This window comes from Streptomyces sp. NPDC041124 (genome assembly GCF_055592385.1).
In genome coordinates, this window is the sequence record NZ_JBVIYR010000001.1 from 283,750 (window position 1) to 300,109 (window position 16,360).

At 69.2% G+C, this 16,360-nt stretch carries 13 protein-coding genes; 1 reads left to right on the forward strand and 12 read right to left on the reverse strand.

All coding sequences use genetic code 11. The annotated features are described in order from the left end of the window. Positions 1-28: 28 nt before the first annotated feature. Both ACZ6A9_RS01360 and ACZ6A9_RS01365 read right to left on the reverse strand, forming a co-directional pair. A complete protein-coding gene (locus ACZ6A9_RS01360; RefSeq protein ID WP_468976200.1) occupies positions 29-1,468 on the reverse strand; it encodes an amidase in 1,440 nt (479 codons plus the stop codon). A gap of 201 nt (positions 1,469-1,669) precedes the next feature. Further along, the gene (locus ACZ6A9_RS01365; RefSeq protein ID WP_030860044.1) at positions 1,670-1,864 is read right to left on the reverse strand and encodes a hypothetical protein; all 195 of its coding nucleotides are present in this window, start codon (positions 1,862-1,864) and stop codon (positions 1,670-1,672) included. Positions 1,865-2,040: 176 nt separating this feature from the next. On the opposite strand from ACZ6A9_RS01365, the gene ACZ6A9_RS01370 reads away from it, so the two are divergent. Then, positions 2,041-4,179: a S9 family peptidase gene (locus ACZ6A9_RS01370; protein WP_468976204.1), complete on the forward strand. Its 2,139-nt coding sequence runs from the start codon at positions 2,041-2,043 to the stop codon at positions 4,177-4,179. Between the two features lie 122 nt (positions 4,180-4,301). Here ACZ6A9_RS01370 and ACZ6A9_RS01375 read toward each other — a convergent pair whose 3' ends face one another. The 10 genes from ACZ6A9_RS01375 to ACZ6A9_RS01420 form a co-directional block, all read right to left on the reverse strand. After that, complete coding sequence (locus ACZ6A9_RS01375) at positions 4,302-5,372, reverse strand: ABC transporter ATP-binding protein (protein WP_468976206.1); 1,071 nt, start codon at positions 5,370-5,372, stop codon at positions 4,302-4,304. Then, positions 5,365-6,339 (reverse strand): ABC transporter ATP-binding protein, encoded by a 975-nt coding sequence (locus ACZ6A9_RS01380; RefSeq protein WP_468976209.1) that lies wholly within the window; start codon positions 6,337-6,339, stop codon positions 5,365-5,367. Before ACZ6A9_RS01380 ends, ACZ6A9_RS01375 begins: the two co-directional genes overlap by 8 nt. Positions 6,340-6,345: 6 nt before the next feature. Continuing rightward, a complete protein-coding gene (locus tag ACZ6A9_RS01385) occupies positions 6,346-7,326 on the reverse strand; it encodes an ABC transporter permease (RefSeq protein ID WP_468976212.1) in 981 nt (326 codons plus the stop codon). Further along, positions 7,319-8,242 (reverse strand): ABC transporter permease, encoded by a 924-nt coding sequence (locus tag ACZ6A9_RS01390; RefSeq protein ID WP_468976215.1) that lies wholly within the window; start codon positions 8,240-8,242, stop codon positions 7,319-7,321. Before ACZ6A9_RS01390 ends, ACZ6A9_RS01385 begins: the two co-directional genes overlap by 8 nt. 6 nt (positions 8,243-8,248) lie before the next feature. Next, complete coding sequence (locus ACZ6A9_RS01395) at positions 8,249-9,877, reverse strand: peptide ABC transporter substrate-binding protein (RefSeq protein ID WP_468976218.1); 1,629 nt, start codon at positions 9,875-9,877, stop codon at positions 8,249-8,251. Positions 9,878-10,059: 182 nt separating this feature from the next. Continuing rightward, positions 10,060-11,178: an ABC transporter ATP-binding protein gene (locus ACZ6A9_RS01400; protein WP_468976220.1), complete on the reverse strand. Its 1,119-nt coding sequence runs from the start codon at positions 11,176-11,178 to the stop codon at positions 10,060-10,062. Positions 11,179-11,193: 15 nt separating this feature from the next. Then, complete coding sequence (locus ACZ6A9_RS01405; protein WP_468976223.1) at positions 11,194-12,255, reverse strand: ABC transporter ATP-binding protein; 1,062 nt, start codon at positions 12,253-12,255, stop codon at positions 11,194-11,196. Between the two features lie 10 nt (positions 12,256-12,265). Continuing rightward, positions 12,266-13,243, reverse strand: coding sequence for an ABC transporter permease (locus ACZ6A9_RS01410; protein ID WP_468976226.1), 978 nt, complete (start codon positions 13,241-13,243; stop codon positions 12,266-12,268). Positions 13,244-13,347: 104 nt separating this feature from the next. After that, on the reverse strand, positions 13,348-15,150 hold the full coding sequence (locus ACZ6A9_RS01415; RefSeq protein WP_468976228.1) for an ABC transporter substrate-binding protein: 1,803 nt from the start codon (positions 15,148-15,150) through the stop codon (positions 13,348-13,350). A gap of 100 nt (positions 15,151-15,250) precedes the next feature. Further along, entirely contained in the window at positions 15,251-16,297 is a 1,047-nt protein-coding gene (locus ACZ6A9_RS01420) for an ABC transporter permease (protein ID WP_468976231.1), read from the reverse strand. Between the last annotated feature and the right edge of the window lie 63 nt (positions 16,298-16,360).

Sequence of the window (16,360 nt, forward strand, 5' to 3'; positions counted from 1 at the left end):
TCCGTCACCGCGAGGACGACCGGGCCCCTCAGACGTCCTGCAGGCGCCGGAACGGCCGGTCCGCCTCGAGTTCGAAGGCCAGCTCGAGAAGCATGCGTTCCGCGCCCGGGCGGCCGGAGATCATGACGCCGACCGGCAGTCCGTCCGCCGTCGCGTGCGCGGCCGGTACGGAGATGGACGGGGTGCCGACCACGTTGTTGACCGGGGTGAACGCCACGTAGGCGAGGAGCCGTTCGACCAGCGTGTCGTAGGGGACCGTCGGGTCGAGGTGGCCGATCGGCGGGGTGGTGTGGCCGAGGACCGGGGAGAGGATCACGTCGAGGCCCCGGAAGCCCGCCGCGTACGCCTCGCGCGTGCGCTTCAGCCTGCGTACGACGCCGGGCGTGGTCCGCCACCTGCTCACGTACATCTCCCGCAGGCCCCGGCTCAGCCCGTCCATGCGCCGGCGGTCGAAGTCCGCGCCCATCGTCCTGCCGGTCACGCCGATCAGGAACGACAGCATGCCCCAGTAGGTGAGGAAGTCGTCGGTGAAGTGCGGGTCGATGGAGAGTTCCACCGGTTCCACGGTGTGGCCGAGCCGGTCGAGGTGCTCGGCCGTCTCCGTGACGGCGGTCCGGGTGTCGGCGTCGACTCGGACACCGTTCGGGGAGTCCACCAGGAGGCCGATGCGCAGACGGCGGTCCGCGGGGCCCTCGACGAGGCCGACGGGCGGCAGCTTCGGGTTCCACCAGTGCTCTTCCGCCGCGGCCAGGAACGCGGCGCTGTCGCGGACCGAGCGGCTCACCACGCCGTCGCTGACCAGGTCGATGGGAAGCTGACGGCCCTGCGCGTTCGCCACCACCCGGCCGCGGGTCGGCTTCAGGCCGACGAGTCCGCACGCCGCGGCGGGGATGCGGATCGAACCGCCGCCGTCGTTGGCGTGCGCGATCGGCACCGCCCCGGCGGCGACCAGGGCCGCGCTGCCGCCCGACGAACCGCCCGCCGAGTGGTCCGTGTGCCACGGGTTGCGGACCGGTTCGGCGCCCTCGAACTCCGTGGTGGGGCTGAAGCCGAACTCGGGCAGCCGGGTCTTGCCCAGGACCGTGACGCCGGTGCTCAGGAACTGGCGGGTGAACGGGGCGTGCCGCCGGGCCGCGCGGGGCGCGAAGGCGGCGCTGCCGTGGCCGGTGGGCAGGCCCTGGTAGTCGGTGTTGTCCTTGACGAAGGTCGGCACCCCGGCGAGGGGGCCGGCGGGCTCGGAGGCGTGCGCCGGGAGGTCGAGGTGGACCTGGACGGCGTTCAGCCGGGGCTCGGCGGCCCGGACGCGTGCCGACGCGTCACGGGCGGCCTCGGCGGCACCGACCTCGCCGCGGCGGATCGCCTCGGCGAGTCCGACCGCGTCCAGGTCGCCGAGGGCGTCGTCCCGGAAGACGTGCACCCTCGTCCCCGCCTCGCTTCGTTCCCCGCTCTGTTCCTCGGAAGTCGTCACCGTCGGCTCCGCCCTGCGCGCGTGGATGATGGCCCCGCCATCATTGCTTACCGGCGGGTAACACGCGAGGGGGCGGGCGGACCGAGTCGGAGGATCACCCGCTTCTCCCCTGCGGAGGACGGGACGTGGACTCCGGCCGGGTCCCGGGACCCGCCACGGGGCCCCAGCCGGAAGAAGGTTCGCTCAACCGCGGGACGGCGCCTAGAAGTTGATGCTGCCGATCATCCCCGCGATGTTCGTCGTCAGCTCGCTGATGGTCGGGGCGATCGTCGACGAGGCCAGGTAGAAGCCGAGCAGCATGCACACCACGGCGTGCCCTGCCTTCAGACCCGACTTCTTGATCAGCAGGAAGACGATGATCGCCAGCAGCACCACCGCCGAAATCGAGAGTGCCACGGCGGCTCACCTCCAAGGATCCCAGGGCGCGGGGGGTAGGAATATGGGGGCAGATAAATCCACACAGCAGCCAGCAGGTTCATACCCACTATGCGCTAACGATCATAACTATCCGTACGTGCGCATCGCTCGGCGCACGGCCGCACAAGGGGGCGCATGGCCAATATGGTCAGGGCATGACGACCGAGGCTGACTCCTTCCCCCGACGGCACGCCCGCACCCTCCGCTTCACGCTCGGCGCGCCGCGTTCGTTCAGCGTGGCGCCCGACGGTTCGCGCGTCGCGTTCCTGCGCTCGGGTTCCGGTACCGACCGGGCCAACTCGCTCTGGGTCCTCGACACGGAGGAGGGCCGGGAGCGCGTGGCGGCCGACCCGCGCGCCCTCCTGGGCGGGGCCTCGGAGAACCTCTCCGCCGAGGAACGCGCACGGCGCGAACGCAGCCGTGAGGGCGGTGCCGGCATCGTGGGCTACGCCACCGACGCCGCCGTCGAGTTGGCGGCTTTCGCCTTGTCAGGGCGGCTCTTCACGGCCGGCCTGCGGGCCGGGACGGCACGTGAACTGCCCGCGTCCGGACCGGTGATCGACCCCCGGCCCTCACCCGACGGGCGGCACGTCGCCTACGTCGCCCGGGGGGCGCTGCGGGTGACCGCGGCCGAGGGGGCGGACGACCGCGCCCTCGCGACCCCCGAGGCGGAGGAGGTCACCTACGGTCTGGCGGAGTTCGTCGCGGCCGAGGAGATGGGGCGTTCGCGGGGCTTCTGGTGGGCGCCGGAGTCCGACCGGCTGCTGGTGGCGCGCGTGGACGACACGCCGGTCCAGCGGTGGTGGATCTCCGACCCCGCCCGTCCGGAGCGTGAGCCGCACCACGTGCGGTACCCGGCCGCCGGCACCCCGAACGCGGACGTGCGGCTGTTCGTGGTCGCCCTCGACGGGACCCGCACGGAGGTCTCCTGGGACCGTGCGCGGTATCCCTATCTGGCGCATGTGCACTGGTCAGCCGCGGGAGCCCCGCTGCTGCTCGTACAGGCGCGCGACCAGCGCGGGCAGCTCGTCCTGGCCGTGGACCCGGAATCCGGGGCGACCCGGATGGTGCACGCCGACGAAGATCCAACTTGGCTGGAACTTTTCCCCGGGGTGCCCTGCTGGAGCCCCTCCGGCCGACTGGTGCGGATCGCGGACGAGGGGGGCGCACGACGACTCGTCGTGGGTGAACGACCGCTCACCGGAAGCCAGTTGCACATCCAGGCCGTGCTGGACGTGTCCGACGACGACGTGCTGGTCTCGGCGTCGGCGGGTGAGGACGCGGCCGCTCCGGAGACCGGCGAGACGCACGTCTACCGGGTGAACGAGCTCGGCGTGGAGCGCCTCTCCCAGGAGCCCGGCGTGCACTCCGCCGTACGCGCGGGGGGCGTCACCGTGCTCGTCTCCGCCACCCCGGACCGGCCAGGTTCCCGGGCGGTGGTGCTGCGTGACGGGAAACCGACGGCGACTGTCCCCTCGTACGCCGAAGACCCCGGAATGTCCCCCCGCCTGACCCTGACCCAAGGGGGCGCACGACGAATCCCGTGCGCCGTGCTTATGCCTCGTGACTACGCCGGTGACACCCTTCTCCCGGTGCTCATGGACCCCTATGGCGGTCCGCACGGCCAGCGGGTGGTGGCCGCCCACAACCCGCACCTGACCTCCCAGTGGTTCGCCGACCAGGGCTTCGCGGTGATCGTCGCGGACGGCCGCGGCACGCCGGGCCGCTCCCCCGCCTGGGAGAAGTCGATCAGGGACGACATCGCCGCGATCGTCGTCCAGGACCAGGTCGACGCGCTCCAGGCACTCGCCGCCGACCTCCCGCTCGACCTCGGCCGGGTCGCGATCCGCGGCTGGTCCTTCGGCGGCTACCTGGCGGCCCTCGCGGCGCTGCGCCGCCCCGACGTCTTCCACGCGGCCGTGGTGGGCGCCCCCGTCACCGACCTCCGCCTCTACGACACCCACTACCAGGAACGCTACGTCGGCCTCCCCGGCGAGCAGCCGGAGGTCTACCGCCGCAACTCGGTGATCGACGACGCCGGTCTGGTCGACGCCGCCGAACCGCACCGCCCGATGATGGTCATCCACGGGCTGGCCGACGACAACGTGGTGGTCGCGCACTCGCTGCGACTGTCCTCGGCACTGCTCGCGGCCGGCCGCCCGCACGAGGTCCTCCCCCTGTCCGGCGTCACGCACATGACCCCGCAGGAGGAGGTCGCCGAGAACCTGCTCCGCCTCCAGCTCGACTTCCTCAGGCGCTCCCTGGGCCTGACAAACGGGGACGAACCGCGTTAACAGCGAGGCAACTTCACGGAAGCCGTCCCGATATACGGACACGGGAAGCTGAACAGCGTGCGGCCGTGCGGGTGCCGTGAGCGGGCCGGGGTGCAGCCATGTCACCCCGGCCCGTCGCCGTGTCACCCCGGCCCGTCGCCCTGTCCCCGCGGCCCGTCGCCCTGTCCCTCCGCCGGCACCACGTGCTTCTCCTCCGCGAAGTGGCAGGCCGAGTCGTGCGCCGCCGGACCGCCGGCCGCCTCGAACCAGGCGGGCACCGCGAGCGCCGGCACCTCCAGCGCGCAGCGCTCCTGCGCCTTCCAGCAGCGGGTGCGGAAGCGGCAGCCGGAGGGGATGTTCGTCGGGGAGGGCACGTCCCCGGTGAGGATGATCCGCTCCCGGTGCTCCCGGGCCTCCGGGTCCGGCACGGGCACGGCGGAGAGCAGCGCCTGGGTGTAGGGGTGGGTGGGGTGCTCGTAGATCTCGGTGTCCGTGCCCGTCTCCACGATCCGCCCGAGGTACATCACCCCGACCCGGTCGGAGATGTGCCGGACGATGGACAGGTCGTGGGCGATGAAGACGTAGGCGAGGTCGAACTCGCTCTGCAGCCGGTCCATCAGGTTGATGACCTGCGCCTGCACCGAGACGTCCAGCGCGGAGACCGGCTCGTCGGCGACGATCACCTCCGGCCGCAGCGCCAGCCCCCGAGCGATGCCGATGCGCTGGCGCTGGCCGCCGGAGAACTGGTGCGGATAGCGGTTGATGTACTCCGGGTTGAGGCCGACCACGTCCAGCAGTTCCCGCACCCTGCGGCGCCGGTCGCCCTTGGGGGCCACCTCGGGATGGATGTCGTACGGCTCCCCGATGATGTCGCCGACCGTCATGCGGGGGTTGAGGGAGGTGTACGGGTCCTGGAACACCATCTGGATGTTGCGGCGCACGGCCTTGAGGGCCCTGCCCGACAGGCGGGTGATGTCCTCGCCCTTGTAGCGGATCGAACCGGCCGTCGGACGCTCCAGGTTGACCAGCATCTTCGCGACCGTCGACTTGCCGCAGCCGGACTCGCCGACGATGCCCAGCGTCTCGCCCCGGCCCAGGTGGAAGTCCACGCCGTCGACCGCGCGCACGGCGCCGACCTGCTTGCGGAAGACGACGCCCTGCGTCAGCGGGTAGTGCTTGACCAGGTCGCTGACCTGGAGGATCGGCTCAGTCATCCATGCACTCCCTCCAGAAGTGGCAGGCGCTCCCCCGCGTCGCCGAGACCTCGTACAGCGGCGGCTCGTCGGTGCGGCAGACGTCCCGGGCCAGGGGGCAGCGGGGATGGAAGGCGCAGCCCGGCGGGATGTTCATGAGGTTGGGCGGCAGACCCTTGATGGCGTAGAGCTCCTGGCCCTTGAGGTCCAGGCGCGGGATCGACTCCAGCAGGCCCCGGGTGTACGGGTGGGCCGGGGCCTTGTAGATGTCGTGGACCGGTGCCGACTCCACGATCCGGCCCGCGTACATCACGGCGATGCGGTCGGCGACGTCGGCGACCACGCCCAGGTCGTGGGTGATGAGGATCAGGCCCATGCGGTACTCGCGCTGGAGCTCCGCGAGCAGCTCCATGACCTGGGCCTGGACGGTGACGTCGAGGGCGGTGGTCGGTTCGTCGGCGATGATCAGGGCGGGCTCCAGGGCCAGCGCCATCGCGATCATGATGCGCTGGCGCATGCCGCCGGAGAACTGGTGCGGGTACTGCTTGACCCGCTCCCGGGCGGCGGGGATGCGCACCCGGTCCATCAGCTCGACGGCCTTGGCACGGGCGTCCTTGCGGGACATGCCCCGGTGCACGGTGAACATCTCGCCGAGCTGGTCGCCGACGCTGATCACGGGGTTCAGTGACGACAGGGCGTCCTGGAAGATCATCGCCATCTCGGCGCCCCGGACCCGCCGGCGTTCCTCCTCCCTGAGCTTCAGCAGGTCGCGCCCCTGGAAGACCACCTCGCCGCCGGTGATCCGGCCGGGCGGGACGTCGAGGATGCCCATGACGGCCTGCGCGGTCACCGACTTGCCGGAGCCGGACTCGCCGAGCACGGCCAGGGCCTCGCCGGCGTCCACGCCGTAGCTGACCCCGTTGACGGCCCTGGCGACCCCGTCACGGGTGTGGAACTCCACGTGCAGGTCCCGCACTTCGAGCAGCACGGCGGTTCACCTCAGCTTCGGGTCGAGGGCGTCGCGCACCGCGTCGCCGAGCATGATGAACGCCAGGACGGTGATCGCGAGGGCCCCGGAGGGCCACAGCAGCGCGTGCGGGGCGTTGCGGATGTACGGGGAGGCGGCGGAGATGTCGATGCCCCAGGAGACGCTGGGCGGCTTCAGGCCCACGCCCAGGTAGGACAGGGTGGCCTCCAGGGCGATGTAGGTGCCCAGCGCGATGGTCGCGACGACGATGACCGGTGCGACGGCGTTGGGCGCGATGTGCCGCAGCACCAGACGCGAGTTGGAGGCGCCGAGCGCCCGCGCGGCCTGGACGTAGTCGTTCTGCTTCGCGGTGATGACCGAGCCGCGGGCGATGCGGGAGAGCTGCGGCCAGCCGAGCAGCACGATGAACCCGATGACCGGCCAGACGGTGTTGCTGGTGATGACGGAGAGCAGCACCAGTCCGCCGAGGACGACGGGGATGGCGAAGAAGACGTCGGTGATCCGGGACAGGACCGAGTCCCAGATGCCGCCGAAGAACCCGGCGAGGGCGCCCAGGACGCTGCCGAGGACGGCGACGCCGAGGGTGGCGAGGACACCGACCGCCACGGATGTGCGGGCGCCGTAGACGGTGCGGGTGTAGACGTCGCAGCCCTGGCCGTCGAAACCGAAGGGGTGACCGGACTGGGAGCCCTGCTGGGCCTTGGACAGGTCGCACTTGAGGGGGCTGCCGGAGGCGATCGCCGAGGGCCACAGGGAGATGAAGACCAGGAAGAGGATGACCAGCGCGGAGACGATGAAGACGGGGTTGCGGCGCAGGTCCCGCCAGGCGTCGGACCACAGTGAGCGCGGCCTGCCCTCGGGGCCGGGGCCGCCCGCGCCCTCCGGCCGCCTCTCCAGGGTCTCCGCCTCGTCCACGCCCAGGTCCATGGTGCCGCCCATCCCGGTCCCGGCGATGGCCTGCTCGGGTTCGTGGCGTCCGTCAGGCATAGCGGATCCTCGGGTCGAGTACGGCGTACAGGAGGTCGACGATCAGGTTGGCGACCAGGAACACCAGCACCAGCACGGTGACGAAGCCGACGACGGTCTGCGTGTTCTGCCGGAGGATGCCCTGGTAGAGCTGGTAGCCGACGCCGTGGATGTTGAAGATCCGCTCGGTGACGATGGCGCCGCCCATGAGGAAGCCGATGTCGGCCCCGATGAAGGTGACCACGGGGATGAGCGAGTTGCGCAGCAGGTGCCGGACGACCACCCGGTGGCGGGGCAGGCCCTTGGCGATGGCGGTGCGGACGTAGTCGGAGCGGCGGTTCTCGGCGATGGAGGTGCGGGTCAGCCGGGTGACGTAGGCGAGGGAGACGGAGGCCAGCACCAGGCCGGGCAGGATCAGCTCGTCGAAGGGCGCCTCGGAGGAGACCGAGGGGCGGATCCATCCCCACTTCACGCCGAGCAGCAGCTGGAGCAGCAGACCGGTGACGAAGGTGGGCACGGAGATGACGACGAGGGTGAGCAGCAGCACGCCCGTGTCGACGGGGCGGCCCCGGCGCAGTCCGGTGACCACGCCGAGGGTGACGCCGATGACGATCTCGAAGAGGATCGCGATGAGGGTGAGCCGGATGGTGACGGGGAACGCCGTCCCCATCAGCTCGGTGACCTCCTGGCCGTTGAAGGCCGTGCCGAAGTCGCCGGTGAAGACGTTCCCCATGTAGGTCAGGTACTGCTGCCAGACGGGCTTGTCGAGGCCGAACTCCTGCTCCAGGCGGGCGGCGGTCGCCGGGTCGCACTGGCGCTCGCCGCAGAGTCCGGCGATGGGGTCGCCCATCACGTTGACCATGAGGAAGATCAGCAGCGTGGCCCCGACGAACACCGGGATCATCTGGAGCAGCCGCCGGACGACATAGCGTCCCATGGACGGTCAGCTCACCTTGATCTGGTCGTACACGGGGACGCTGAAGGGGTTGAGCTTGACGTCGGAGAGCCGGTCGGACCAGCCGGCGCTGCCGTTCTGGTACCACAGCGGGATGGCGGCCATGTTGTCCCGGACGACCCCCTCGGCCTGCTGGAACAGGTCGATGGCCTTGGCGGTGTCGGTCTCCTGGTTGGCCCGGTCGACGAGGTCGTCGAACTGCTCGTTGGACCACTTGCCGTCGTTGGAGGAGGCGTTGGTGTAGTAGAGCGGCTGGAGGAAGTTCTGGATGAGCGGGTAGTCCATCTGCCAGCCGGCCCGGAACGGCCCCGTCATGTTCCGGTCGGTGATCTCGTTGCGGAAGTCGGCGAAGGTGCCGACCGGGTTGGCGGTGCAGGCGCGCTCGTCGTCCAGCGCGTTGTTGATGGAGTTGCAGACCGCGTTGACCCATTCGCGGTGGGAGCCGGTGTCCGCGTTGAAGGTGATCGTCACCTTGCCGCCGGGCAGCCCGCCGCCCTCCTCGATGAGCTTCTTGGCCTCGTCGGGGTCGTACTCGCAGGCGTCCCCGCACAGGCCCGCCTGGTAGCCCCCGTCCTCGCCGAGGACGGGTGAGGTCCAGTCGGTGGCGGGAGTGCGGGTCTTCTGGAAGATCGTGTCGGTGATCTGCTTCCGGTCGATCGCCATGGACAGGCCGGTGCGGACCTTCTCCGAGCCGGCCTTGTTCCAGTTCTCGTCGTAGAAGGGGAAGGCGAGGGTCTGGATGATGCCCGCGGGGGTGTTGAGGTAGCGGTCGCCGAGGTCGTTCTGCACGTTCTTCAGCTGGGCGGCGGGGACGTCGTCGACCAGGTCGAGGTTGCCGGCGATCAGGTCGGTGTAGGCGGTGTTGTTGTCGGTGTAGACCTTGAGGTCCACGCCGCCGTTCTGCGCCTTGTCGTCCCCGGGGTAGTCGTCCCACGTGCGCAGGGCCATCTGCGAGCCGCGCGTGTAGGAGTCGACCAGATAGGGGCCGTTGCCGACGGGCTTCTTCACCCAGGCGTCGTGGTCGTCGAAGAACGCCCGGGGCAGCGGGGCGAACGCGGCGTAGCCGAGGGTGTCGGGGAAGGTGGAGAACTTCTGGGTGAGCTTGACGGTGAAGGTGCGGTCGCCGGTGACCTTCAGGCCTGACATGGTGTCGGCGGTCTGGTCGCCCTCCTCGGGGTGGACCTGGTCGTAGCCCTCGATGTAGGCGAAGAAGTACGCGTTGCGCTGGTTGTTCTTCAGACTCGCGCCGTAGTTCCAGGCGTCGACGAACGACTGGGCGGTGACCTTCTCCCCGTTGCTGAAGGTCCAGCCGTCCTTGACGGTGATGGTGAAGTTCTGCGAGTCGGAGGTCTCGATCTTCTCGGCGAGCATGTCCTGGGCCTCGCCGGTCTCCGGGTCGTACCGCTTCAGCCCCCGGAAGATCATGTCGAGGACCTTGCCGCCCTGCACCTCGTTGGTGTTCGACGGCTCCAGCGGGTTCTGCGGATCGCCCCAGGAGGCGCTCAGCACGGCCCCGGAGTCACTGCCGCCACCGTCCCCGTCGCCTCCGCAGCCCGTCGCAGCGAGGGCGACCGCCATCGCGCAAGCGGCCCATCCGGCGTGCATGGCTCCGCGCATGGGTGCCTCCTCGTACGTGCGCCGATCCTTTCCGCCAATATCGGGGCACACCGCGCATCCCGCACATGCAGGGCACCTGTCCGGGGGGCGCTCCAGCCATATGCACGTACGGCCCCGGGACGAACGACGGCTGCCGCCCGCCCCCTGCGGGGCGGACGGCAGCCATGGCGTACGACGAGGTGTCAGTCCTTGCCGGCCGACTCCTCCAGCGCCTTCAGCGCCGGGTCGAGGACGACGTCCTCGCCGCGGGCCTCCGTCGTCGGGTCCTCCGGGAAGTGGCAGGCCGTCAGGTGCCCGTCACGGTTGCCGGAGATCTGCACCAGCGGCGGCTCGTCGGTCGCGCACTTGTCCTGCGCCTTCCAGCACCGGGTGCGGAAGCGGCAGCCGGACGGCGGCATGATCGGCGAGGGGACGTCACCGTAGAGGCGGATGCGCTCCCGGTTCTCCGTCTCGTCGTCCATCGCCACCTCGGGCACGGCCGACAGCAGCGCGTGGGTGTAGGGGTGGCGGGGCCGGTTGTAGATGGAGTCCCGGTCGCCGACCTCGACCACCTTGCCGAGGTACATCACGGCCACGCGCTGCGAGAAGTGCCGGACCACCGCGAGGTCGTGGGCGATGAACAGGAAGGCGATGCCCAGCTCGTCCTGGACCTTCTGCAGCAGGTTGACGACCTGCGCCTGGATGGAGACGTCCAGGGCGGAGACCGGCTCGTCCGCGACGATCAGCTTCGGGCTGAGCGCCAGGGCACGGGCGACGCCGATGCGCTGGCGCTGGCCGCCGGAGAACTCGTGCGGGAAGCGGTTGTAGTGCTCGGGGTTGAGGCCGACGAGCTCGAGCAGCTCGCGCACCTTCTTCTCCCGGCCGCCCGCGGGCTCGATCCCGTTGACCTCCATCGGCGACTTGATGATGGTGCCGACGGTCTGCCGCGGGTTCAGCGACGAGTACGGGTCCTGGAAGATCATCTGGATCTCGGACCGGACCGGCGCCAGCTGCCTGCGCTTGGCGTGCGTGATGTCCTGGCCCGCGTACTCGATCCTCCCGGCGGTCGGCTCCAGCAGCCGGGTGATGAGCCGGCCGGTGGTCGACTTGCCGCAGCCCGACTCACCCACCAGTCCGACGCTCTCGCCGACGCCGACGGTCAGGTCGACGTTGTCGACGGCCTGGACGGCGCCGACCTTCCGCTTGATCGGAAAGCCGCCGTAGATCGGGAAGTGCTTGGTCAGGCCCTCCACCTTCAGCAGCGCCTCGGTGGACGCGCCGGTGGAGCCCTGCTGTGCGGGGAGGGTGAGGTTGTCGCTCATGTCTCGGATCTCTCCCTAGCGCAGCCGGGGCTGGATCGTGTCGATGAATATGGACTGCTTCTGCTCCGCCGTCAGGTGGCAGGCAGCGGCCCGGCCCTCGCCGAGCGGCGGGCGCTCGGTGCTGCACCGGTCCCCCGGCACCTCGCCCGTGAAGGCGCAGCGCGGGTGGAAGGGGCAGCCGGAGGGCGGGTTCAGCAGGCTGGGCGGGGATCCGGGGATCGGGTTGAGGGCCTGCGACACGTCGGCGCCCAGACGCGGCATCGAGCTGAGCAGACCCCAGGTGTAGGGGTGCTTCGGCTGGCGCAGCACCTCGCGGACGCTGCCGCGCTCCACGGCCCGGCCCGAGTACATCACCAGCAGGTCGTCGGCCATGTCGGAGATGACGCCGAGGTCGTGGGTGATGAAGATGATCGCCGTGCCGAACTCCTGCTGGAGTTCCTTCAGCAGGTCGAGGATCTGCGCCTGGACCGTCACGTCCAGAGCGGTGGTCGGCTCGTCCGCGATCAGCAGGTCGGGGTCGCAGACCAGCGCCATGGCGATCATGGCGCGCTGGCGCATACCGCCGGAGAACTGGTGCGGGTAGTCGTCCACCCGGGACTCGGGCTGCGGGATGCCGACCTTGGTCAGCATCTCGATCGCCCGGGCCCGCGCCTCCTTCTTGGAGGCGCCGGTGTGCTTCATGTACGGCTCGGCGATCTGCCGGCCCACCGTGTAGTACGGCGACAGCGCCGTCAGCGGGTCCTGGAAGATCATCGCGACCTTGTTGCCCCGGAGCTTCTCCAGCTCCTTCTCCGGGGCGGTGACCAGGTCCCGTCCCTCGAGGAGGATCTCGCCCTCCACGGTGGAGCTCCTGGGGTTGTGCAGGCCCAGGATGGTCAGGTTGGTCACGGACTTGCCGGAGCCCGACTCGCCGACGATGCCGAGGGTCTTGCCGCGCTCGACGTCGAAGGACAGCCCGTCGACCGCCTTGACGATGCCGTCCTCGGTGGAGAACCGCACCCGCAGGTCGCGGACCGAGAGGAAGGAATCCGGCCCGGTCGGGGCCTTCTCGCCTTCGGTCTTGGTCAGTGTGGTCACGGTCATTCTCCTAGCTGAGCCGCACGCGCGGGTCGATGTACGCGTAGACGAGGTCCACGAGGATGTTCAGGAGCAGGATGAAGAACGCCCCGAACAGCATGACGCCCATGGTCACCGGCAGGTCCTTCGTCAGCGACGAATCCACCGCGAGACGGCCGATGCCGGCCAGGTCGAACGTGAACTCCGTGACCACCGCGCCGGACAGCAGCGCGCTGAGGTCGATACCCAGGATAGTGACGATCGGGATGAGCGAACCGCGCCAGGCGTAGCGGAAGAAGACGTAGCTCTGCTTCATGCCCTTGGCGCGGGCGGTGCGGACGTGCTCCTCCTGGAGCTGCTCGATCATGGTCGAGCGCGACATACGGGTGTACTGGGCGGTGAAGATGGTCGCCATCACCACCCACGGGATCAGCATGCCGGCGGCCCAGGTGAGCGGGTTCTCCGTGAAGGGGTGGTACTTGGGGTTGTCCAGCCAGCCCGTCTGGTAGACGACGATGCCGAGGACGATCGGACCGAGGAAGTAGATCTGGAACGAGCTCAGCACGATGGACGCGCCGCTGACCGCCCTGTCGGCCACCGTGCCGCGCTTCCACGCGGCCAGCAGGCCGGCGCCGAGACCCACGACGAGGAAGATCACCAGACCGCCGACGGTCAGCGACAGCGTCAGCGGGAAGCGGTCCAGGATCGAGTCCCAGACGAACTCACCGGTGCTGAAGGACTGGCCGAGGCAGGGTGCGGCACAGTGACCGGTCGCGAAGTCCCGCCCTGCGACGATGCCCGTCATGAACTCCCAGAACTGGGTGGTGATGGGCTTGTCCAGCCCGAGGTTCTCCCGGATCACGGCGAGGTTCTCGGGCGAGCAGTTCTTGCCGCAGGACAGCGCAGCGAAGTCCTGAGGAACCGTATAGAACAGGAAGAACGTGAAGGCGCCGATCAGGAACATGATGACGACGGCGCCGATCAGCCTGCGGATGAGGAACTGAAGCATGGCGGGTGGATGCTCTCTTCGAAACGCGGCGGCAGGGAGGGGGTACCGTCCGCGGGGGTGCGCTCCGCCTGGCGCACACCCCCGCGGTCAGCCGAGCTGACGGGTTACGGCTGCTTCAGGTACAGGTCGTTGATGTTGATGTAGCTCGACTCCGTGCTGTACTTGGCGCCGCCGATGTTCGAACCGTAGAGCTGGATCTGCTTCGAGTAGTAGACCGGAGCAGCCGGGTTGATCTCCTCCACCAGACGGTGGTGAGCCTGCTCCCACGTCTTGGCGGCCTCCTCCGGCTCCTGGACGAGGGCCTTCTTGATCAGCTCGTTCACCTGCGGGTCGTTGACGTGCGAGTAGTTGGACGCGCCGTCGGCGACCAGCTCACCGTCGTAGACCGGGGTGATGACCGTGGACGGGGAGGACCAGTCCTGGCCCCAGCCGGTCATGTAGATGTCGTACGGGTTGTTCAGCTTGCCGATCTGCTCGTAGTAGCTGGCCCGGTCGATCTCCTTGGCCTGGACGTCGAAGCCGACCTTCTCGAGCGCGTCCTTGATGATGACCTGCTGCGCCTGGCCACGCGGGGTGTTGGAGTAGGCGTAGGAGATCTTGGTGCCCTCCTTGAAGCCCGCCTCCTTCAGCAGCGCCTTGGCCTTCTCCGGGTCACCGTTGGGCTTCTTCAGCTTGCCGAACGGGTCGTACTCGGGGTCGTAGTTCGGCAGGGTCGGGGCGAGCAGACCGCCGGCGACCTCGCCGCCGTAGCGGCCACCGTCCGCCTGGACCATGGACTGGTTCGGGATCGCGTAGGTGATCGCGTCGCGGATCTTCTTGTCCTTGACGCGGTCCATGTTGAACGTCAGCTGCCACACGTAGGGCTGGTAGCCCTGGACCGTGCGCTTCTTGGCGTTCGCGTCACCGATGACGGTGGACATCTGCGCCGGGTCCACCGAGTCGGTGAACTGGATGGCGTTCTTCGCCTCGCCCTGGTCGGCGATCAGACGCTTGGTCTGGCTGGCCTGGTCGATGGTGGAGCTGAAGTTGTAGCCGTCGACGTACTGGTGACGCACGGCGTCCGTCTTGGCGTCCCACTGGTCGTTCTTGACCAGCTTCATCGACTTGCCCGGCTTGTACTCGGCGACCTTGTACGGGCCGAGCGCCTTCGGGGCGTCGTCGTACTTCTCCTTCGTGTCGGCCTTCGCCGGGACGATGGAGTAGCCGGCCATGGCGAGGGCCTGCGGGAGGTCCGGGCGCGGCTTGTCGAACTTGAAGACGACCGTCTTGTCGTCCGGGGTCTCCAGGACGGTGTCCGGGAGGTGCTTGCCCTTGTAGGGGCCGTCCGGCAGCGCCTTGCGGTAGTCGTTGCCCGAGAGCCAGGACTGGACGAACGTCGGGCCGTCGAAGATGACCTTCGAGTACAGGCGCTCGATGGTGTGGCGGACGTCGGCGGACGTGATGGCGTTGCCGTCCTGGTCCTTGACGCCGTCCTTGAGCTTGTACGTCCAGGTCTTGCCGCCGTCGGAGGACTGGCCGGAGTCGGTGGCGATGTCACCGACGACGGTCAGGTTGCCCTTCTCGTCCTCCTGGTAGTTCGTCAGACCGCGGTGGATCAGGTTGGAGAACTGACCCGCGTCGGAGACGTAGATCTGACCCGGGTCCATGTGGGTCAGGTCCGACTGCATGTAGACGTTGATGAAACCGCCGGACTTCGCGCCGGCGATCTCCTTGGCCGGACCGTTGGAGGCGGCGGCGTCACCGTAGGCGACAGGATCCTGCTGCTCGGCGGCGTCCTTCTGGCTCTTCGAGTCGTCCTTGCCCTTGCTGCCGCCACCGTTGTCGCTGGAGCAGCCGGTCAGCGCCAGCGAGCCGGCCACGATGGCGACGGCGATGGCACGCGCGGTACGCGTTCTGATGGGCTTCATGATGCCGATGCACCTACCTGTCATTAGTTGTCCACGAGTGCTGCCTAGCGGTCCGGTAGCCCGGCACGGGGGCGGCAGCTCCCCCACCACCAATGGACGATTACCGTCCGGTCTTGGGGTCGAATGCGTCCCGGACGGAGTCTCCGAGAAGGTTGAAGGAGAGAACGAACACCACCAGCGCCACGCCCGGGAAGAACATGAACATCGGGTCCTGCTCGTACACGTCGGCGCCGATGGCGAACATCCGGCCCCAGTCGGGGGTCGGCTCGACGAAGCCGACGCCGATGTACGAGAGGAAGGCGATGGAGAGGATCGTTCCCGGGAGGATGTAGGTGGCCTGCACCAGGATCGGCGTGACGATGTTCGGCAGGATCTCCTTGCGCACGATGCGCCACGGAGAAGCGCCGGACACCTTGGCCGCCTCCACGAACTCCCGCTCGGCGAGCGAGAGTACGGAACTGCGCACGAGGCGCGCCAGGCCCATCCAGCCGAGGAACCACATCACCAGGGTGATCGCCAGGGCCCGCAGGAAGGTGGGGGTTTCGTCCTGCGGGTCGACGAACATCGCGACCACCACGGGCATGAAGGCGATGAAGAACAGCTGCTGCGGGAAGGCCAGGAAGAAGTCCGTGACCCGGCCGAGCCAGTAGTCGACCCGGCCGCCGAAGTAGCCCATCACCATGCCGATGACCACGCCGGTGATCACGCACAGTGTCGTGACGACCACGGCCATGTACAGCGAGGTCCGCATGCCGTACAGCAGCATCGTGAACACGTCACGGCCCAGCTTCGGCTCCACACCGAACCAGAACTCGCCCGACATGCCGCCGAAGGATCCGGTCGGCATGGCGAAGTCGTCCAGGAGGAAGGGGTAGTCCGGCTCCTGGGCGTACAGCGTGTAGGGGTTCTTGCCGTACAGCTTCGCGATGAGCGGAGCCGCGGCGGAGACGACGAAGAAGAAAATCACTACGCACGCGGAGACGACCCCGGTACGGTCGCGCTTGAAGCGCTGCCACATCAACTGGCCGGGGGAACGACCCTCGGGCTGCTTCTCGCCCTTCACGGCCGCGTTCTCGGCGGTCGCTGCGAGCTCAGGGTCCAAGACAGCCGCGGACCCGGAGTCCTCGGCCTTGATTGGACTGGTCATCGTGTTCGTCCCCCGGGGGGTTGGAGAGTTGAGCGCAGCACAGATACCGGCAGGTTCTGTGGT